Consider the following 20,177-nt stretch of genomic DNA (forward strand, 5'->3'; position numbering starts at 1 on the left):
AGTATTATTAATGATGATTTATTTTTAATTCTGGTTATTGAAAAAAGCGTTTTTTATATCATCAGATAATGGAATGCCACTCAAGTGAGCTCGTTGTAAAAGCTGCCAAAAATATCGATAAGTCGCTCTATCATGTAGTTCACCTTTAAATTGAATAGGCCCCCAATCTGACTTTTGCGCAGCTATTAAGATACCTTCAGCATCTTGGACTTCCGAATAATCAGGTTTCATCGCATCAACAATTGCCTGAATTTGTGTAGGATAAATACTCCACATTCTTAAAAAGCCAAACTCATTTCTTGCTCTAGCCGCATCATCTCGAGTTTGCTCAATACTTTTAAGATCTAAAGTGACATTATGTGATGGTACAACACCATTCGCAAGAGCAGCTGCACTCATCTCTGCCTTAGCCCTCACCAGTAATGGGTGCTCAAACTGGCCTGGACTTCGCATACAAGAAGCAGGAATAGCTCCATTATGGCCACTAACAAAGTCCATCATGCCAAAATCTAAAACTTGAATCCAGTCTATTTTAGCTATTTCCCAAGCATCTTTTAATGCGCCGTGCGTTTCTATTAAAACATGTATAGGAATAACTCTTTCAATCGCATGTTGCTGAGCTACATTTTGAATATATTTTACCATTTCATCAATTTGTGAAACTTTTGTTGCTTTAGGTAAAGTAATATAAGCAACTTTGTCACCTATTTGAGGTATTAAAATATCAACATCGGCCTGCCAATGAGAATGGCTATAATCATGAATACGTACTCCCATCATGTTAAATTTGTTTTCATTAGAGTTAATCGCTTTTACAACCATTTTTGCATGCTCAGTCTCTTGCCCTGCTGCGGCTCCATCTTCACAATCACAAGTAATATCAAAAACAGGCCCGAGTTTATTTTGAATTTCTAACGCTTTTAAAATGAGTTTCTCACTACCTGCAAAATGTTCGCAACTTGGGATAACGGGAAATGGTTTTTCAGCATCAAAAAGTGCGTCATTCGGATGTACAGCAACGGTCATAATTACCTCCTATAATTCCTATAATTGATTTCTATATTAAATCATAACAATATAGTAAAAGTTTAATTTTGTTAGCAAAAATAATTTAATACAAGCTATTTCTGTTTTTAATTTTAATACTCACTGGTAAATAAAAAAAGAATTACTATACTGCTATCATATATGACCTTACGGATATTTGACATAATGTTTTTTTTCATAAAAAGGTCCTCTTTGCTTTCAATTTAATTATTTGTAATATACGGTCAATTAGGTATTATAAAAAAATCATTAGCTTCACAAGCCATCACAAAGAACTTTAGTGATATGAATTCAGATTACTTTTCAATGGTTATATAAAATGAATTACCACAGCGAATTTTTAGAGCAAGTTAATGAAGAAGATGTTCTTGGTGGTTTTTGGCCAGGCATCCAACTTTATTACCCACCAGTAAAATATTCTCCAGCAGAAAGCCAATATGAAACAATGGGGCAAGCCGTTAAAAGAATAAGGCGACACGCGCATAATTGCCATGCACATACTTTACTATTTGACTTAGAAGATGGCTGTCGACAAAAAGAAATGAGCCGTAAATTATTACGAAAGGAACTGCCTTTATTTCCAAAACGAAACTTTCAAATTGCGGTTCGTATTAATCCTTTTAGAACAGATGAATACGAAAAAGACTTATTAATGATACAGGACGTAGCTGAACACATTGATGTTATTACACTAGCTAAAGCAGGTGAAATGTATGGCGCCGCAGAAATCAGAGATTTATCAGCATGGCTTGTTGGAGTGAATCCCAACATTGAAATCCAACCCATTATTGAACATCCTCGCTCTTTAAAAATAGCTCCTGAACTTATGCAGTTTTCTACTGTAAAACATGTTGTGTTTGGCATTCATGACTTCTCAAAAGCAATGGCTATTCACTTGACACCTGAAGGCTGGATTGATGAACTAAAAACTTATCTACGCAACCTATTACTTGAAGCGAGAATTAGTGGAACTGGCGTTATTGGCGGAGTAGAAGTTTTAATTAACGAAACACCAATGCCAGAAAAAAATATAGAACCTCATGATGTTCGTCGATGGTTAGATCTACATGGTGATCACGAATCTCATGTAGTTAACCGACACGCAACGGTTGAAGCACAAATGGGGTTAACGGGCAAACAAGTTATTCATCCTTACCATATTCACTTATGTCGAGTTGCTTTTACACCATCACCATTGGTTATTCAAAGAAATGTTAATATTTTAAAAGCAGCCATTGATGCAGATGCACTTCTCGGAGGTGCAATTAAGTTTGAAGGTGAAATGCTCGACCCACCTATGTTTGGTAAAGCATTACAAACTTTATTGCGAGCTTATGCATTAAAATCGTTAAGCCAAGAAGATAAAAACTTTGCTATGAATGTGCTAAAAAAACTACCTATTCACGTCATAAGAGAAAACTGGCCTTACGGGAAAATTTAATGATGAACTCTCATTTCGATGATTATTTGAAACAACAAAATGAGCAATGGTGCTGGCATATACCTGAACAGTTTAATATTACAGAACAATGTGTCACTCAACATGTTATTAATGGTGATGGAGAAAAAATTGCATTTATTGTTGAAGATAGCCAACTCGGTATTCGACAACTTTCATATCAATCATTAGAAATACAAAGTATTCAATTTTCAAACCTACTCAATCAGCATAGTATTCAAAAAGGCGATAGAGTTTTAATTCGCTTACCTAATGCTGTTGAATACCCTATCAGTTTTTTTGGTTGTATTCGACATGGTGCGATTGCCGTTCCTACTTCAACTTTGCTCGCCACTTCTGAAGTTGCTTATCTCGCCAAAGACTCTTCAGCTAAAGTTCTAGTGGCTCATAAAAATATGTGGCCAGAAATACAGCCAATACTTAATCAACAAACCCAACTAAAAGCTGTTTTCCTTGTAGGTAAAGGCGACATGCCCAAAAATACAACTCAATCTGAAATAGAGCTTGTTGATTTTAATCAAACATTATCACAGATGTCTACATCAACCAATGACTGTACGAGTAAGAGTGACGATCCAGCTTATCTGGTTTACACATCAGGAACAACAGGTTATCCAAAAGGTGTTTTGCATGCGCATCGCTCACTGATAGGACGCCTACCAGCTAGCCGCTATTGGTTTGACTTTCAACCTGGTGATCGAATCATGCACTCAGGTAAATTTAACTGGACATATGTTTTAGGCTCAGCTCTCATGGATCCATTATTTCACGGACATACGGTAATTGTTCATGAAGGTCCTAATGATGCAAAAACTTGGTTAGAATTAATCAAAAAGCATGAATGTACAATATTCATTGGTGTGCCAACTATTTATCGTCAAATTATCCAAAAAACATCTTTTTCTGCTCATGATATTCCGTCGCTTCGTCACTGCATGAGCGCAGGAGAACACCTTTCTGATGAAATGCTACTTGCGTGGCGAGAACGCTTTCATTTAGATGTCTATGAAGCAATCGGCATGTCTGAGTTTTCTTACTATATTTCTCAACATAAACATAAAGCAATAAAACCGGGCTCAGCAGGCTTTCCCCAACCAGGACATAATCTTCAATTGCTTAATGCCAATAACCAACCTGTCACTTGTAACGAAGAAGGTATGATAGCTATTCCAGAAAATGATCCTGGTTTATTTTTAAAATATTGGAACTTACCAGAAGAAACGCAATCAGCACGTCACAATGGTTATTTTTATACCGGAGATTATGCACGTATTGATGAAAATGGTTATATCTGGTTTCTGGGTAGAAAAGACGACATTATTAATACTTTTGGTTACCGAGTTTCTCCGCATGAAATAGAAAGGGTAATAAAGACCTATCCAGGTGTAGCTGATTGTGTCGCCCTTGGAGAAGAGGTAGAAAAAAATAAAGTCCTTGTGAGTATTTGTGTTATTTTATCAGATGATATTGAGACAATTGATACAACAACTATTTCTAACCAACTAATTTCATTTGGTCAGGCCAACTTGGCAAAATATAAAGCCCCCAAATTAGTTTATTTTTTTACAGAGTTTCCTCGAACAAAAAATGGCAAAGTATTACGAAAAAAACTCATCCAAGAACTAACAAAAAAAGCAAAAGTATCGACCGTTAAAGGAGAAACCGAATGAGCTTTCAATATCGTCCCCGCCGCAGTGTGCTTTATGTGCCAGCTCATCAAACTCAATATATAGAAAAAGCTAAAAAGTTAGAAGCAGATACAATTGTATTTGATTTACAAGAATCGGTTCCTCCAAAATACAAATATGAAGCGCGCTCTTTATTAACCAAGAACTTAGAAAATCCACAATTTGGTTACTCTGAAAAAGTTGTACGTATCAACTCACTAGATTCTGACTGGGGCATGGATGATCTTCGTGCTGTTGCCAATTTAGATATTGATGCAGTTTTATTTCCCAATATTGATAGCGGAGGACAACTCAAAGCTGCGATTGCAACATTAGACGAAGCTGGTGGAAAACAGCTAGATATAATGATTAATATTGAAAGTCCTAAAGGCGTATTACGCAGTGAAGAAATTTGCGCATCAAGTGAACGACTTACAACGATTATTTTAGGCACTACTGATTTGGCCAACTCTTTAAAGATCAGTTTAACGCCAGACCGTTCAGGTTTGCTCACTAGTTTATCTTTAACAATATTAGCCGCTAGAGCCCATAATAAATGTATTATTGATGGTCCTCACCTCGATTTAGCCAATATTGAAGCCTGCGAGTTTTCTTGTCGTCAAGCGCGTGATCTAGGCTTTGATGGAAAATCAGTCATTCATCCAGTACAACTGGCATATACAAATGATGCTTTTACCCCCAAGGGCGAAGATGTTAAGCGAGCTAAAAAAATTATTGATGCCATTGCTGACGCTCACGAAGCAGGTCGTAGTATGGCCGTTATTGATAATCGCCTAATAGAGCCTTCAATTGAGTTATGGGCACGAAGAATAATTGCACTCTACAATCAGGTATACGAAGTCGGGCAATCAGAATTAATCGGACCAGAAAAATGAGACAATTAGAAATAACAACAGGTAATCTGTTCGAAGACTTCAAGTTAGGCCAAGTATTTCAGCATGGTGTACCTCGCACAATAACCCAAGCCGATGCAACGCTTTATACAGCATTAACAGGTAGTCGCTTTCCTCTTCATTGTGCCGAAACAGTTAGTTTACAGTGTGGTTTTGCTGCAATGCCTATTGATAATTTACTGGTTTTTCATATTGCTTTTGGTAAAACTGTTAATGATATTTCACTCAATGCCATTGCTAATCTGGGATATGCAGAAGTTAAATTTTTATTCCCCTGTTTTGCGGGGGACACGCTCTCTGTTTCGAGTGAAGTAATCGGGTTAAAAGAAACTTCAGATGGTAAACGAGGAATTGTTTATGTTCGCTCGATAGCAGTAAACCAATATAGCCGAATGATCGTTAGCTGGATACGATGGGTAATGGTAGAAAAAAAACAAGAAAAATCACAAAATATAAAACAAAATACGGTGCCCAAATATTGCCAATACTTAACCCCAGAAATGCTCTCTATTCCTTCTGATACTAACTTTACTCATTGGGAAAAATATTTAAGTCACGGACAACTTAGTTATAACACACTAAAAGTTGGAGATAGAATTTTTCATCAAGATGGGATCACAATTAATCAATCAGATCATGCTCTAGCAACTCACCTATATCAAAATAATGCTAGAGTACATTTCAACCAACATCTGATGAAAACTAAAAATCATGGTCGAAGATTAGTTTATGGTGGACATATCATTTCATTGTGCCGAGCAATTAGTTACAACGGCTTAGGAAATGCAATTTGGCTTGCTGCAATCAACAGCGGACAACATACAAATCCAACTTTTGCCAACGATACGATTTATTGCCAAAGTGAAATCATTGATAAAAAAGAGCTAAAAAAACGAACTGATATTGCTCTTATTAGAATAAAAATGCAAGGCATCAAAGATGCAACCTTAGAAAAATTATCCAAGATAAACCAGCAAAGTGAAAGTAAACCACATGAAGATTTAGTACTCCAACTAGACTATTGGGCTTATATGTTGAAGTAAGTAGTTGAATTAGTATTTTAATTAATAATTCGATTACCCTGTAAACCACCACAATGAATCAGTAATACTTTACTGCCCCTCGGGAAATAGTCGTGCGTAATTAAATCATTAACGGCATAAAAAGCTTTACCGCTATATATAGGTTCCAACTCAATATTGTAGTCACTTGAAAAATGTTGAATAAAGTCAATTAATGCTGCCGTTTTTTTAGCATATCCACCAAATTCATACCCACTAATAATTTGTGGTAACTGCTCACCCGCTTTCAATAAGTTACTAATATCCATAGATACTTGCGCTGCATTATTTAATATAGAGATGCCAATTATTTTTGTGTCAGATTTTTTTTTCTTCACTCCAACCGACAGGCCAGCCAATGTAGCCCCTGTCGCGGTCGCCATAACAACATAATCATAAGGAGATGATATTTCCATAAAAATTTCAGCCGTTCCTTTTAGCGCTAAATGATGGAAACCACCTTCTTCTATCCAAAAAATATTGTTTTCAAGTGTCGGAGGTTTATTCCTCATTTGCCGATACTCAATCCGGTTAACATAAATAATTTCAGCCCCCCATCGAGAGGCATCAATTAACGTAGGAGTTAACGCCTGTTCTGAATATCCTCGAATAAATAACTGGATAGACCAATCTAACCTATAAGCAATATAGGCTAGAGCATGCACTAAATTAGAGTAAGGCCCTCCCATTACGGCTATTTTATTCACTCCAAGAGACTCTATATGTAAGAGCAAATGTTTTAATTTTCGCCATTTATTACCCGAAACGATAGGGTGTAATAAATCATCTCTTTTAACATCAAGATAAACGCACTTTTCTTGAGCAATAGATAGTGGAATGGGTTGAATAAAAGAAGTGTTTAACTCAGAAAAAAAATGAGATACTCTTGAAAGCCTCATAATAAAAACCGACCAGAAAAATCAGATCGGCGATTATGACTATTAAGTGACAGAAAATCTAGAGTTATTGATTAACAACTTTTTGTGAAGTTAAGAGCCAAGAAGAGTCTTTTCTTCGTCTATCAACTCTTAAGCGGCGATCTAAACCAAAATTCTTTAAGAGAGTTTCAATTCTCTCATTATGATGAGAACGTCTTCTCTCTTGTCGGCGCTCAGGGCCAACATAAGCCTTATCGCCATCAATAACTGCAAAATTAAGATCTTTTGATTTTCCTTTACCCATCACAGGTTCCTCTTCTTTGAGTGACTCTCAAGTTACGATAAAACACAAAACTCACCTATTCCTATATAGACGAACTATGCACTCGTTTAATTCCTGAGATATTTTAGTAATTTTAATCTTATTTGGTCAAAAATCAAACATTAACCTGATAATCGGATCGTTTTCAGTGACAAAATCTCTAATCTTTGCATTTTGAGATAACAATTTTTACTCCTAATTCCAAGTACTTATAAAAACTATAATTCTTAAAAAGTAATTATTATTTCGATATAAGTTGGTTAATAAATTAAAAGAAAGCTGTATTTTTTGAGATATAAACTATGCTTGTCATATTTATGTCAAAAATCTTACATACAATCCTCTCAAATTAAATATTTAAGTAAATTTACACCTAACTAAACTCGGAGCAACATAAACGATGAAATTAAGAAACTTTGCACTGTCTAGTATCGCGCTAGCATGTATGGCAACTACTGGTACAGTCGCCGCAGAAGATGAATGGGTTGATGTGTACGGTAAAATAATGCTAACACTCGATAAAGTTGACGAGGACAACGGCGATGATCAGTGGGAAGTAAACAGCAATGCGTCTCGCTTTGGAGTGAAAGGTAAAGGAGCTGCTGGTAATTTAGAAGCTTTCTATCAATTAGAATGGGAAGTCGATATCGCCGATGAATCAAAAGAGAAAAATATTAAATCTCGTAATCAGTTTGTTGGTGTAAGAGGTGGTTTTGGTGAAATTTTAGGGGGACGTTCAGATACACCAACTAAAAAATTACAAAAGAAAATTGATCTTTTTGGTGACTTACAAGGTGATATCAAACACACTTTCAATGCAGAAGTCAGAGCGAGCAACATCGTCCAATACTCTACGCCTAAAATGGGCGGTTTTAAAGCAAAGTTAGCTTTACTTCCTGGAGAAGATACAGGCAGTAATGATGGCTTAGCTGATGCTACTTCGATTGCCCTAGAATATAAAACCGGAGGCTTAAACCTTGGCCTATCAATGGATTCTGATGTTGAAGGCGAAAACGTTGATACAACACGTATTATGGCGCAATACAAAATGGATGCTTGGCAATTTGGCTTAATGTACCAAGATACCGATAATAACGGTACTGATGGTGACGGAATAATGGCTAGCGTAAAATACTCTTCAGGCGATAATGCATTTAAACTTCAAGTGATTGATTCTGATGCATGGGAAGCTGGTGTTAGCTCTAAAATAAAATACACTTCTCAAACTTCTATCGGCTGGGATCACAAGTTAGGAAAGAAAACAACCTTCTTTACTTATCTAACATTAAGTGAAGAAGGTGCTAATGAAGATGAAGATAGCATCTTCGGTATCGGGTTAGTTCAAAAGTTCTAAGACTTACAACCTTCAAAAATCCCAGTTTGTTCCTGCCAACTGGGATTTTTATTTAAAATAACTGTTTTATCATTAAACAGCTTTTAGATGTTTTTCTATATTTTTCATACGTTTGGGCTGGCTAAAAAAGAATCCTTGAGCCGCATCTATTCGTGATTTTTTTAAATATTCTGCATCACCAGACTTTTCTACCCCTTCGGCAAACACCTGAATTTTTTTACTTTGTAAATTAATCATTAAAGACTTTAATAAAAGCTGTTGTTCTTTATTTTTGTCGATATCAAAAATTACACGTCGATCAATTTTTACCGATTTTATTGGTAAGATATCTAAAAAAGATAAATCTTCATCAGGCGCTCCAAAGTGTTCAACACACCAGCTAGCCCCTAGCTCAACCACATTAGACATCACTTTGCGCAAATTGATTAAATACTGATTGATATGCGACTCTTTAATTTCAAAGATAATATGCTGTGAAAGCTTAGGGTAGCTTGATAATTTAGTGATTAACCAAGAAACAAAAGACTCATCCAATAAGCTAGAAATAAATAAATTGATTGAATAATAATGGCTACTGATAGAAGACTCATTAAATAGGCAATGTTTAATTACACCATCAACGACTTGTCTATCAAACTCGGTGGCTAAACCACAATCGTGAGCCATTGGTAAAAAAGTGTCAGCGGCAATAACCTCTTTACCATCTTCTATTCGGGCTAACACTTCTTGATAGATAATTTCATTGTCATTAAAAAAATGAATTTGCTGACCAAATAATTGCAACTGTCTTTTTTCAAGAACAACACTTAAAAAATTACGCCAGCGCAAATGCCCTCTAACTTGACTATCAGCTAAAGGTTCGCCATACATATACCAGTTATTTCCACCTTGTAGCTGAGAGTTGCGTAAAGCCATATCTGCTTCTGCTACCACTTTATAGTAATCAAAACCTTGTTTATATGCAGATATACCGATATCAACAAACCTATCTTTTATAGGTGTCGTATCGAACAAGCTTTTATCAAGTTGGGAAATTAAAGTTTTACAAATTTTATCAGTATTATCTCTTGACTGGTTAGGCAACAAAAGCGCGAAGTCATTGTCTCGTAAACGTGCAACTAATGAATTTAAAATCGTTTTGCTAAATCCTTTTAATAAATTAGCAATTGCTTTCAACATGCTATCAGTTAAAACAATGGATTCAGGTAAATCTGACTCATGAAAACTAATAATCATAAAAAGTCCAGATTCATCTTCTTCATGATTATGTAAGCGCACTTGAAATTCAGCTTTAAAAAACAACTGGTTCCCCAAACCAGTCACCTCATCAACATAAGATATTTTTCTGATTTGCTCGGTCAACTCAACTTTATCTTTGTTTAGCAAGCTATTCTTTAAGATTAACTGGTTAATAACTCGACTAATTGGATTAGATATTTTTTCAAATTTAGCTTTCGACAAGTTATTACTATCCGACAACAGATAAGCAGCAAAACTTTCAACTTGAAAAACCCAACGAAACAATAAATAGACAGTCATCACAATACTAGATACAAATAAGCCTATTAATAAAATAAATTCAAAGCTCCAAAAGGGGCTTTGAAAGTCAGTGGGTTTAAAATAGAGTTTTAAAGTAAACAAACCACTTTTGTCTTTATCTCCATGTATATATAAGTTTTGACTAAAGCCTTCAGGCTCGCCAATAGACTTTTCACTTAAAATTTTATTTTGAGTGTTAAAAAGTTGCCAATAACTAATTTCGGGCTCATTGTCTAGCTGCTGTAATAACCAACCGAGATTTTGTCGCTCAGAAATTTGAGAATTTATAACCAGTAGATTTATACGAGAAATAGTAGCAGCTTTAAGTGATTGATAATCTGCATTTTGTCGACTAGCCTTATCAACCAATAGAGAATTAATAATCCATAAAAAAGTAGAAGTTAAAATCAAAAGAAGTATGATTAATTGCTTTAATTGATGTTTAACCACCCCGCTCTCCCAAGTTGCTCCAGCAAAAATGATAGACCAAGCCCATATACCAAGCTTAGTACATCTAACCATTATTTTTATTTTAAATTGAGATAATAAGTCCTTTGTTTACTACCAATAAAAGCCGTATCATAGCAATTGACTCATCATAATTTAATAATAAGGAGAGATTCTGTGAAATCATTCTTAATAATCATATTTTTAATAGCAAGTTTTTCTATTTCCGCTAATTCTAATCGTTGGGAAGGTGTACCTCTACCCCAATTTCAGCTATCAGATCAAACGGGTAAAGTTAGAACTAACGATGATTTTATTGGCCAATGGCTAATTGTTTATTTTTATCCTAAAGACAAAACCTCTGGGTGTACATTAGAAGCACAAAAATTCACTGAAGATTATCAACAGTTTAAAAAGCTGAATACAGAAATCATAGGAGTGAGTTATGACGATGTAGACTCTCACAAAGAATTTGCAGAATTACATAATATGCCTTTTATTTTGCTTGCAGATACCAACGCTCAGCTCAGTAAGGCGCTAAAAGTTGACCGCCTATTACCTTGGCCGCATGCAAGTCGACAAACCTTTATTGTTAACCCACAAGGAAAAATCGCTTACCATATAAAAGATGTTACACCGAAGGTACACTCACAAGAGTTGTTGAAACTACTGAAAAAACTACAAAAACCAAATATCAAAAGTTAATTCATTAACTTTCTATAAAGTTAATCAGATCATCTCCATAAATAGGTTTATCAAGCATAAATAATTTTAACTGATTAATTTTTAACATAAGTTCATTAGGTAGCTGTTTAACCATAATAGCTGCCTTCGCCCTTTTTTGTTTTTTAAGAATATTAGAAAGTGTATCTAAATCCGTATTATTTGATATAACAGAATCAATTATTATAAAGTCAAATTGCATTTCCCAGCATGAGTCAGCAGCTTTTTCAATGGATGCAGCTTGGATAAACTCCCAATCAGGATAGTGGGACATAATGCCATCTTGAATCATCATTCTAGCCACCATGCTTTTACCAACAATCATGATATTTTTTGACTGTAAACCTTCCGACATGCATTACACCTAACCAATCTCCGAACTCATAAAAATAACTATCCATCTCAGACAATTATAGAAGGCAAACAATAAAAAAGAGACTTTATTCTAGTGAACCCCGTCAAACTTTGAACAAAGTTTTTACTAGAAACAAATACCAAGAACTTAAAGTCTTCTATATAACTAATAAATTCAAGTAGTTAGAACAGTCGTCAATTCGCTCAATTATTTGGTAAATATATCAAAATAAACCTTCTCCCTAAAAATCAAAGAGAGCCCAAGCTCCCTTTGATTTCTTATAATTGGTTAATATTAAAACTCTTTATCTAAACTATCTTTTATTTCGTAATGCCGAGCATCTAGTCCAGACACTTCAGGAAATGTTGCTGAAATGCAAATTGAAGAGAAAGTACCAACAAGAACACCTGAAAATAATGCAACAGAAAATCCTTCTAGGGGAGAACCAGCTAACCACCAGATACAAATAATTGTCGCAAGTGTCGTACCTGAAGTAATTAAAGTACGACTAAAAGTAGAGGCGATTGCCAGGTTAATAATCTTGTTTAAATCCATTTTACTTTTTTCTTTCATTAACTCTCGAATACGATCCGACACAATAATTGAATCATTTAGAGAATAACCAATTATTGCCAATAAACTCGCTAATACCGTTAAATTAAATTCTAAACCTGTCCATGCAAAAAGACCTAATACAAGAATAATATCGTGTATTAACGCTAATATAGCACCGACGGCAAAACGCCACTCAAAGCGTGCAGACAGATAAAGCATTATAATAATCAGCGCTGTTAGCATAGCAAGGCCACCTTGTTCTATCAGCTCTTTTCCAACTTGAGATCCCAGGTAATCGGAATCTAAGGCATTAATGACAATTTGATTATTAAGAAAGTATGGTTCTTGACTAAGAGCATCTAACCATGACTGGCTTGTGCTCCCATCATTAACATCTGGTTGACGGACACTCCAATTAGACAAGTCACCAGTTGAAGTTAATTTAAATTGACCATGAATATTTTTTTCTAGCAATAGCTGTACTTTACTTTGAGTAACAGCTTGGCTCGTCGAAAATTCTGTAATAAAACCACCAGTAAAATCAACCCCTAAATTTAACCCTTTAGCCAAGAAAGCATACATAGAAAAGACAATAAAAATAAGCGATAAAACTAAACCTGAGTAACGATAATATGAAATATTTTTAGATAAAAAATTCATCATGATCTTCCTGAGCAGTTTGATTTTGAAACAGAACGAATATAAAACAAGTTAGTTAACACACGAGAAATAAAAACTCCAGTAAACATACTTGTTAAAATACCAAGACCTAAAGTAATAGCAAATCCTTTTACAGCGCCATATCCAATAGTGTATAAAATTATTGCTGTTACTAATGTTGTTATATTTGCATCAAATATTGTCGCAAAAGCATTTCGATATCCGTATTCAACAGACAGCGCTAAACTTCTACCGCGCTTTTTTTCTTCTTTAATCCTCTCAAAAATCAGTACATTTGAATCAACAGCCATACCAACAGTTAATACAAAACCAGCAATTCCTGGTAACGTTAGTACAACCCCAGGAAGCAACGACATCAAGCCAAGTAAACATAATAAGTTTAAAAGCAGGGTGCAATTGGCAATTAAACCTAAGCGTCGATACCAAATCACCATAAATAATAAAGTCAACGCTATCCCTAAAGCTAGCGCCAACATTCCACTTTGAATATTTGTATCACCAAGAGTTGCATTGATTGTACGTTGTTTTACAATGGTAACTGGCACAGTTAAAGAACCAGCTCTAATTAATAGTGCTAATTTTTTTGCCTCTTGGAAACTAGAAAGATTAGTAATGCTAAATCGAGCGCTTAACTGCGACTGAATGGTTGCAATACTAATAACTCGACTGACTTTTTCGCTCTGTCCTTGAGCATTTTGATAATACTCTGAAAAAACGCTAGCCATAGGTTTACCGATATTTTCAGACGAGAACTTAAGCATTTTTTCGCCACCAATATCATTTAGTACCAAGTTGACTAATGGAATCCCCATCTCATCGCGACCAGCTTGAGCATTAATAATATGTTCGCCAGAAAAAATAGGAATAGGAGCAACATTAACAGATTCTCCGTTTGTTAATTTAAAGGCTTTATTACTTTTTGCTTGTAATTGATAAAAGTCAAGTGTTGCCGTTGCACCGATGGTTGCTTTAGCTTCTTTAGGATCCTTAACTCCAGGCAGCTCAATTCGAATTCTGTTTTTACCTAATCTCTGCGTTACCGCTTCTGTAATACCCAACTCATCAATTCGCCCTCGCATTGTTGTTAAAACTTGTGACATGACTTCTTGATGATATTTCACTTTTTCAGCATCAGAATAGAAAATCAAGGCTGTTTTATTATTAAGGAATTGAACCGTCAATGTTGGAAATTGTTTCTGCATATCCAAAACCACCTGTTTAAACTTGTTTTTTGATTGTAAGTTTATAACTATTTGATTTTGTGAATTAATACTGACTTTTGAATGGTAAACACCACTACTTTTCATTGACTTTTTTATTGTTTGCTCAATGAGTTGTATTTTTTCAGAAAAAGCACGCTCTACATCAACACTTAATATAAATAGCACTCCCCCACTTAAATCAAGCCCCAATTTAATAGGTTCTGCACCAATACGCTTAAGCCACAGTGGCATCTTATTTTTTATTATTTGTTTAACGGTATAACTATCACCTAATTTTCCAATCAATATTTTTTCAGCTATTCCAATATCACTTTCGGTATCAAAAATGATATTACTACTATTTTCTTGTGAACTAATTGAGTTAACAGAAAAACCTTCCTTAGACAAAATTTTCTTTATTTTTTTTGCACTAACAACTTGAGCTGGCTCATACTTATTAGATACCTGCAAAACGATTTGTTCTCTATAAATATTGGGTAGCATACTAATAAGTAAAAATATTAATACAGTGAAGATAGTCAGATATTGCCAGCAAGAATATTGTTTAATACCCACGCGAGCCTGAGGTTTACACCTCATATTCTTTGAAATAGTTTTCATTTTAAAATCTCTCTAAAATTGAACAACAATTAATCTAAAAATAAAAACAGATAAAACTTATCGTTTTATTCATAATTAATTAAAGTAAAAATGGATAGCGCTAAAAAACAGCTAATCCGAAGACGTTTATTTAGCTAAACAAAGTAGAAGAGAGATTAATAATAGGTAATGCAAGCGGTATACAGAAAGCTGCCTTCTTTCCAGCCAGACACTCTGTTTTTCACAAACTGTACTGGCTGCATAAACCAAGGTATTACGTCTAATAAAGAAAATAACTCATCAAATGATTGAAAGATAAAAAAAGGAGGTTCCTGAATACTTTTATAATAGTAGATGGGATTAGTTTGAGTATAGCTCCTAAAAAAAACAGCATTTAAAAGCGTTGATGTAAATGGTAATCCGTCAGGAAAATATTGATTTAATTTTAATAAAATGGAGGGAGACTCATAAAGTAATTCAATGTCATTTAATATTTCAGACTCACCACCATTCACTTCATTACTATCAAAGTTATTACTCTTAATATCATCGTTTGCAGGTTTGTTAATTGTTAACGAGCTAGCGATAGAATTGACATCTTGCAATGTTAATTTTTCTACATCAAAAATGGCTTCACTATTAACAGTCGCTATAGGTGGACTTAAATAGTTTTCAGCATGACTCAAATTAGTCCAACTCAACAGGAGAGGCAGTATGAAAAGTAGAAATATTTTATTATATAAGCATTTCATCAATAGTATCTTTAGAAGATTATCTTTAGACAGTCTTACTCTCAAAGTTATTGAGGTCTAGCTAATAATGGGGATAAAAATAAAAAACACAATAGAAACTGTTCAATATTGCTGTATAAAAAGCCTATATTTAAAATGGTAAATATAGGCTTAATTTAAATGATTTTATTTTTTATCGATATTAATTGGCTTTTACTAGCTTCATTGGTTGAATTTTTTTATACGTTAAACAACGCCAAAACCACTCTAATGGACCAAATTTATAATGATTAAGCCACCATTTAGAAAGTATTAATTGGAAAATAATAATGGCAATAGCAACCAACAGTTGGGGGCCCCTTGATATTTGTCCAAACATGCCAGCACCATAACCATAAAATAACGTACTTAAAATAACCGTATGCATAATATAGTTGGTTAATGCCATACGTCCAAGCGGAGCAAGGCGATCTAGTCTAGAGCGCCACCTTTCAGATTGATACATACAAACAGCAACACCAAGATAACCAGCAGTAACAATCACTTGAGAAAACTGAAACATCATATTAGCAACAATATTGACATTTGTTGTTTCTTTTGTGACGGGGTATTGAAGAATAGTTAAAGAAGCAACGGTTATGCCAAAACCAAAAATCATTCCAAGCCAAGCCAGCGACTTGAATAATATCATGTTGTTTTTAGCATTTTTTAAAACACCACTTGCAATTAGCCAATATCCTAGAAGAAAAATAGGTAAAAGCAATAGTAGTGAAAACATCACGGCTCTTCCAATTGCAGGCAGAGCTTTTTGAGAACGCCAAACCACTCCAGATAAGTAATTAGAATCAGTTACCGCGGCAATTTCTTTATGACTTTTTTCTTCTCTTTTAATTTTAGACTCTGAACGTTTTTCGGCCAAATAACTAATTCGTTCCTCTCTTGTCATTAAGTCAATATCTTTCTCTTCTTCTTTAGTCACATCATCTTTTACCGCTTCTTTATTTTCGGTTGATTCAACCTTTTCAATATCTGACTTATTAGCTGTAGCATCTCCTTTATTGATAGACTCATTATTACCTTCTTCTAATGGTTTCTCAGCAACTATTTTGGAGGGGGATTCAGAGCTTTCACTTTTACCAATATCTTTTTCTATCTTTTCTGATTCACTTACTGGTTTTTTAGCAGTTGAATTTAACCTAGCCTTTTCAGTTAACTCATTAGCCAAACTAACAATTTCTTGACGTTCGCTCCATTGTCTATCAAGCTCAATTCGATCTGTAGTCATCCCTATTCCAAAACCAATTATAGTTGAAACCACAATAGGCAAAGCAAGTACTGTAAGGCCAAAGTTTCGAAAAGATTCTGGTTGTGAAAAGCGCTGTAGAAACTTTGTTTTGGTAAGGCTTATCCAACCTAAAAGTAAAAGGCCAGCAATAGCATAATCATGTAAAATATCACCATCCCAAAGAAATATAAAATGTGCCATACCAAAGACAAACAAAGCTAACATACGGCGAATAAACATACCATTAAATGGTCTTTGAGCTTGTTGAGCTTTAAGTAACATTACCGCAAACCCCATTCCAAATAATAATGCAAATAGCTTATAAATTTTGCCTTCAATAAAAACTTTTACAAACCAGCTAGCAGCATAATCAACCCCACTAATTGCAGGATCAAACTGGCCTAACTCACCAGTTGGGCGATTAAACCATTCAATATTCATCATAAGAATACCAATTAATGCAAAACCTCTGAGTGCATCCATGACACCAAAACGTTCAGAGTCAGTAATTGGTGATAAGCTTTTAGTTGTAGTCGCTAAATTAGCATTGGTTTTGGTAGAGTTGTTCGATGAGGCTGCCGAAGAGACCTCTCCGTTGGTATTATTACTTTCAGACATCCAGGTAACCTCTTTATAAATTAATAATTTTATTAATCATAGAATAAAAAATGCAATTGGTTAACATAAAGAATGTTACAGAACCCCCAAGAGTGTGTATTTGTGTGTATTACTCAAGTAGTTCAGTAATACTTAATCGTTTTTGGATAGAGATATATGTAACAGCTAGCTATTGCTATTTATTTCTTTTATAGCTAATCTTTGCTACTTTAATTTAATCAAAAACGAGTTATTCAACAGCTAAATTTTCAGATATATCTATGGGTAAATTTTTAACCTTCACACAAAACTTACACGGTAGAGACTTTATTTGTTCAGATATTCATGGCCATTTTTATTTATTAGAAGAAAAACTAGAAGACTGTGGTTTTGATAAAAATTTAGATCGCTTATTTTGTTTGGGCGACCTAATTGATCGAGGAGAAGATTCTATACTCGCGTTTGATTACTTGGAAGAATCATGGTTTTACTCTATATTAGGTAATCATGAAATCATGTTAATCGATGCCTATGAAAGCAACAATGATATAGCCAAACAGCAATGGTATTCATGGGGCGGTGAGTGGGCGCAAGATTTATCTGATAATGACTTAGCAAACTTTTATCAGTCACTGATTCAACAACCTATTGCTATCGAACTAGCAATAACCAATCATAAGAAAGTTGGTTTAGTCCATGCAAACCTTCCGGCAGTTGCAGATTGGAGTGATATTGCTTCTCAACTAAAAGAGCTTCCTAATAAACACTTTTCTTACAACCCCCTTCTGTTTACTCTATTATGGTCAAAAGCAAGTATTGCTGACGAAGAAAAAATGCAAACCGTTAGTGGCATAGATCATATTTTTCATGGCCACACTATTAAAGAACAAATTACTACAATAAAAAATCGTAGTTTTCTTGATTTAGGTAGCTATCGAAACTTTAATATTGGGTTTATCGAACCAAATAAGTTTTTAACTCCCTCCAATTAAAACGTTTACTCAAAGCATTAATCGAATATAAAAACCAATACTCATATAAAAATACAATTAGTTCTCAGCGTTCATTCATAAAAAGTATTAATAAAAGTTATCTCAAGTAACAAAATACTCGACTAATCAACAAAATATTGTCCTATCTTTTCCATTTTGCCACTCTTTCCATCACTATTTAAACAATAAACATTCGAAAAAGGTGGGCAAAATGGATCTAGCAGTTTACATTTTAATGTGCATATTTTTAATTGTCGGTGTCTATCAATTTTATTTTTTAACTCAAAACCATGCTAAACGCCAACCCAAAAATTTAGAAACTTTTCTTGACAAGAAATTTCACTTAAAGCCTAAGTGGACATGGGTTTATAGTGGCCTTTACTATCCGGTGATAATACTTATTATTTTTTCAGTTGATGGGATGCGCGCCTTTAATTATACCGCGATGAGCTACTTTATTTTGCTCTTTATGCAAATGGCATTTTTTTATTTTTACCCAGTAGCCACCCCTGTATCGTGGCGAGAAAACATACAAGGTGATCGTTATTCGGTTTGGTTACTCAAATTAGTTCATCGATTTGATAAATCTAGCAATTGCTTTCCTAGTATGCATGTCAGTGTTGCGACTTTAACCGCTCTTCACCTAATGAGTAACACTCCTTGGTTAGGTGCTTGGCCAATGTTATTTCCAGTATTAATCGCATTAAGTGCGCTCTATACCAAACAGCATTATGTTGCAGACTTATTGCCTGGTGCAGCCTTAGGTTGGTGTGCTTTCCAAATATTCTCTGTAATGTATATTGCTTAACGAATAAATTAACCAGCAGCTTAATACATTTTTACCGTATAAGCTGCTGCAAAAATACTAGATTTTATCTTGTGTTTTTGTTTCAAAGTCACTGGCATTATGGCGCTCATGTAGCTGTTCTTCTGGTTCTCCCCAAGTTCGATTGACTTTTATGCCTCGCTGAACAGCCTGTCGAGATAGAACGGCTTTAGCCCATCTCATAAGATGAGTATAAGTGTGAGCTTCCAAAAATTCTGCCGCATTATATACCCTATTTAGCACTAATGAGCCATACCAGGACCAAATAGCAATATCAGCAATAGTGTACTCATCACCACAAATAAACTTTTTATCAGCAAGCTGTTTATCGAGCACATCTAATTGACGTTTGACTTCCATCGTGAACCGATCGATACAATATTCTATTTTCTCAGGCGCATAACTATAAAAATGCCCGAAACCTCCACCTAAATAAGGGGCACTTCCCATTTGCCAAAAAAGCCAAGACATGCATTCTGTTTTTTTCGAAAGTTCTTGTGGAATAAATGCATTAAACTTTTCAGCCAGATACAATAAGATCGCACCAGATTCAAAGACTTTAATTGGTGTATCAGTACTATTATCAACTAAAGCTGGAATTTTGGAATTAGGATTGATATCAACAAAGCCGCTTCCAAACTGCTGGCCTTCATTTATTTTGATTAAATGTGCATCATATTCAGCACCAGAAAAACCACGGGCAAGTAACTCTTCTAGCATTATGGTCACTTTAATCCCATTGGGTGTTGCTAGTGAATAAAGTTGGATAGGGTGTTTACCAACAGGTAATACTTTGTCATGAGTAGCGCCTGATATAGGTCGATTAATATTGGCCCATTCACCACCATTCTTTGATTCCCACTTCCACACTTTTGGCGGTGTGTAGCTTTGCAAATTACTCATTATACTATTCCTATGTTTATTATTTAATCGCTTAACTTC

18 protein-coding genes are annotated in these 20,177 nt (G+C 34.7%); 8 read left to right on the forward strand and 10 right to left on the reverse strand.

What is annotated here, in order from left to right:
- Positions 1 to 24: 24 nt before the first annotated feature.
- Complete coding sequence (locus tag ACT5E3_RS18675) at positions 25 to 1,026, reverse strand: HpcH/HpaI aldolase/citrate lyase family protein (RefSeq protein WP_444995066.1); 1,002 nt, start codon at positions 1,024 to 1,026, stop codon at positions 25 to 27.
- A gap of 340 nt (positions 1,027 to 1,366) precedes the next feature.
- On the opposite strand from ACT5E3_RS18675, the gene ACT5E3_RS18680 reads away from it, so the two are divergent.
- Genes ACT5E3_RS18680 through ACT5E3_RS18695 form a run of 4 tightly spaced genes read left to right on the forward strand, consistent with a single transcriptional unit; the run spans position 1,367 to position 6,130 of the window.
- Positions 1,367 to 2,488, forward strand: a complete 1,122-nt coding sequence (locus ACT5E3_RS18680) for an HpcH/HpaI aldolase/citrate lyase family protein (protein WP_444995067.1) — start codon at positions 1,367 to 1,369, stop codon at positions 2,486 to 2,488.
- Positions 2,488 to 4,176: an acyl-CoA synthetase gene (locus ACT5E3_RS18685; RefSeq protein WP_444995068.1), complete on the forward strand. Its 1,689-nt coding sequence runs from the start codon at positions 2,488 to 2,490 to the stop codon at positions 4,174 to 4,176. Before ACT5E3_RS18680 ends, ACT5E3_RS18685 begins: the two co-directional genes overlap by 1 nt.
- Complete coding sequence (locus ACT5E3_RS18690) at positions 4,173 to 5,069, forward strand: HpcH/HpaI aldolase/citrate lyase family protein (RefSeq protein WP_444995069.1); 897 nt, start codon at positions 4,173 to 4,175, stop codon at positions 5,067 to 5,069. The genes ACT5E3_RS18685 and ACT5E3_RS18690 overlap by 4 nt, the downstream gene beginning before the upstream one ends.
- Positions 5,066 to 6,130, forward strand: a complete 1,065-nt coding sequence (locus ACT5E3_RS18695) for a MaoC family dehydratase (RefSeq protein WP_444995070.1) — start codon at positions 5,066 to 5,068, stop codon at positions 6,128 to 6,130. Before ACT5E3_RS18690 ends, ACT5E3_RS18695 begins: the two co-directional genes overlap by 4 nt.
- 17 nt (positions 6,131 to 6,147) lie before the next feature.
- Here ACT5E3_RS18695 and ACT5E3_RS18700 read toward each other — a convergent pair whose 3' ends face one another.
- Complete coding sequence (locus ACT5E3_RS18700; protein ID WP_444995071.1) at positions 6,148 to 7,047, reverse strand: 1-aminocyclopropane-1-carboxylate deaminase/D-cysteine desulfhydrase; 900 nt, start codon at positions 7,045 to 7,047, stop codon at positions 6,148 to 6,150.
- A 64-nt stretch (positions 7,048 to 7,111) separates the two neighbouring features.
- A complete protein-coding gene (locus tag ACT5E3_RS18705) occupies positions 7,112 to 7,330 on the reverse strand; it encodes a hypothetical protein (RefSeq protein ID WP_444995072.1) in 219 nt (72 codons plus the stop codon).
- A 418-nt stretch (positions 7,331 to 7,748) separates the two neighbouring features.
- On the opposite strand from ACT5E3_RS18705, the gene ACT5E3_RS18710 reads away from it, so the two are divergent.
- Positions 7,749 to 8,702 carry a porin gene (locus ACT5E3_RS18710; protein WP_444995073.1) on the forward strand — a complete coding sequence of 318 codons (954 nt, stop codon included), beginning with the start codon at positions 7,749 to 7,751 and terminating at the stop codon, positions 8,700 to 8,702.
- 72 nt (positions 8,703 to 8,774) lie between these two features.
- Here the strand turns inward: ACT5E3_RS18710 and ACT5E3_RS18715 are convergent, their stop codons facing one another.
- Complete coding sequence (locus ACT5E3_RS18715; protein WP_444995074.1) at positions 8,775 to 10,691, reverse strand: EAL domain-containing protein; 1,917 nt, start codon at positions 10,689 to 10,691, stop codon at positions 8,775 to 8,777.
- Positions 10,692 to 10,865: 174 nt separating this feature from the next.
- Here ACT5E3_RS18715 and ACT5E3_RS18720 point away from each other — a divergent pair, with 174 nt between their 5' ends.
- Positions 10,866 to 11,393: a peroxiredoxin gene (locus ACT5E3_RS18720; RefSeq protein WP_444995075.1), complete on the forward strand. Its 528-nt coding sequence runs from the start codon at positions 10,866 to 10,868 to the stop codon at positions 11,391 to 11,393.
- Positions 11,394 to 11,397: 4 nt separating this feature from the next.
- On the opposite strand, the gene ACT5E3_RS18725 is transcribed toward ACT5E3_RS18720, so the two are convergent.
- From ACT5E3_RS18725 to ACT5E3_RS18745, 5 genes are all read right to left on the reverse strand, one after another.
- Entirely contained in the window at positions 11,398 to 11,766 is a 369-nt protein-coding gene (locus ACT5E3_RS18725) for a hypothetical protein (protein ID WP_444995076.1), read from the reverse strand.
- 294 nt (positions 11,767 to 12,060) lie between these two features.
- On the reverse strand, positions 12,061 to 12,984 hold the full coding sequence (gene secF / locus ACT5E3_RS18730) for a protein translocase subunit SecF (protein WP_444995077.1): 924 nt from the start codon (positions 12,982 to 12,984) through the stop codon (positions 12,061 to 12,063).
- Positions 12,981 to 14,825, reverse strand: coding sequence for a protein translocase subunit SecD (gene secD / locus ACT5E3_RS18735; protein ID WP_444995078.1), 1,845 nt, complete (start codon positions 14,823 to 14,825; stop codon positions 12,981 to 12,983). Before secD ends, secF begins: the two co-directional genes overlap by 4 nt.
- 155 nt (positions 14,826 to 14,980) lie before the next feature.
- Positions 14,981 to 15,556, reverse strand: coding sequence for a hypothetical protein (locus ACT5E3_RS18740; protein ID WP_444995079.1), 576 nt, complete (start codon positions 15,554 to 15,556; stop codon positions 14,981 to 14,983).
- Between the two features lie 181 nt (positions 15,557 to 15,737).
- On the reverse strand, positions 15,738 to 17,438 hold the full coding sequence (locus tag ACT5E3_RS18745) for a DUF418 domain-containing protein (protein WP_444995080.1): 1,701 nt from the start codon (positions 17,436 to 17,438) through the stop codon (positions 15,738 to 15,740).
- Between the two features lie 260 nt (positions 17,439 to 17,698).
- Between ACT5E3_RS18745 and ACT5E3_RS18750 the strand changes: the two genes are divergently transcribed.
- Together ACT5E3_RS18750 and ACT5E3_RS18755 are read left to right on the forward strand one after the other, a co-directional pair.
- A complete protein-coding gene (locus ACT5E3_RS18750; protein ID WP_444995081.1) occupies positions 17,699 to 18,409 on the forward strand; it encodes a metallophosphoesterase in 711 nt (236 codons plus the stop codon).
- A gap of 211 nt (positions 18,410 to 18,620) precedes the next feature.
- Positions 18,621 to 19,217, forward strand: a complete 597-nt coding sequence (locus tag ACT5E3_RS18755) for a phosphatase PAP2 family protein (RefSeq protein WP_444995082.1) — start codon at positions 18,621 to 18,623, stop codon at positions 19,215 to 19,217.
- 57 nt (positions 19,218 to 19,274) lie between these two features.
- Here the strand turns inward: ACT5E3_RS18755 and yghU are convergent, their stop codons facing one another.
- Positions 19,275 to 20,138: a glutathione-dependent disulfide-bond oxidoreductase gene (yghU, locus tag ACT5E3_RS18760; protein WP_444995083.1), complete on the reverse strand. Its 864-nt coding sequence runs from the start codon at positions 20,136 to 20,138 to the stop codon at positions 19,275 to 19,277.
- Positions 20,139 to 20,177 lie beyond the last annotated feature (39 nt).

It is taken from the genome of Aliikangiella litoralis, from assembly GCF_052495765.1.

Coding starts and splice junctions, on each gene's coding strand:
- ACT5E3_RS18700 (WP_444995071.1), bottom strand. CDS start 7,047: ATGAGGCTTTCAAGAGTATCTCATTTTTTTTCTGAGTTAAACACTTCT.
- ACT5E3_RS18740 (WP_444995079.1), bottom strand. CDS start 15,556: ATGAAATGCTTATATAATAAAATATTTCTACTTTTCATACTGCCTCTC.
- ACT5E3_RS18685 (WP_444995068.1), top strand. CDS start 2,488: ATGATGAACTCTCATTTCGATGATTATTTGAAACAACAAAATGAGCAA.
- ACT5E3_RS18750 (WP_444995081.1), top strand. CDS start 17,699: ATGGGTAAATTTTTAACCTTCACACAAAACTTACACGGTAGAGACTTT.
- ACT5E3_RS18695 (WP_444995070.1), top strand. CDS start 5,066: ATGAGACAATTAGAAATAACAACAGGTAATCTGTTCGAAGACTTCAAG.
- secD (WP_444995078.1), bottom strand. CDS start 14,825: ATGAAAACTATTTCAAAGAATATGAGGTGTAAACCTCAGGCTCGCGTG.
- ACT5E3_RS18680 (WP_444995067.1), top strand. CDS start 1,367: ATGAATTACCACAGCGAATTTTTAGAGCAAGTTAATGAAGAAGATGTT.
- ACT5E3_RS18705 (WP_444995072.1), bottom strand. CDS start 7,330: ATGGGTAAAGGAAAATCAAAAGATCTTAATTTTGCAGTTATTGATGGC.
- ACT5E3_RS18710 (WP_444995073.1), top strand. CDS start 7,749: ATGAAATTAAGAAACTTTGCACTGTCTAGTATCGCGCTAGCATGTATG.
- yghU (WP_444995083.1), bottom strand. CDS start 20,138: ATGAGTAATTTGCAAAGCTACACACCGCCAAAAGTGTGGAAGTGGGAA.
- ACT5E3_RS18675 (WP_444995066.1), bottom strand. CDS start 1,026: ATGACCGTTGCTGTACATCCGAATGACGCACTTTTTGATGCTGAAAAA.
- secF (WP_444995077.1), bottom strand. CDS start 12,984: ATGATGAATTTTTTATCTAAAAATATTTCATATTATCGTTACTCAGGT.
- ACT5E3_RS18755 (WP_444995082.1), top strand. CDS start 18,621: ATGGATCTAGCAGTTTACATTTTAATGTGCATATTTTTAATTGTCGGT.
- ACT5E3_RS18745 (WP_444995080.1), bottom strand. CDS start 17,438: ATGTCTGAAAGTAATAATACCAACGGAGAGGTCTCTTCGGCAGCCTCA.
- ACT5E3_RS18690 (WP_444995069.1), top strand. CDS start 4,173: ATGAGCTTTCAATATCGTCCCCGCCGCAGTGTGCTTTATGTGCCAGCT.
- ACT5E3_RS18725 (WP_444995076.1), bottom strand. CDS start 11,766: ATGTCGGAAGGTTTACAGTCAAAAAATATCATGATTGTTGGTAAAAGC.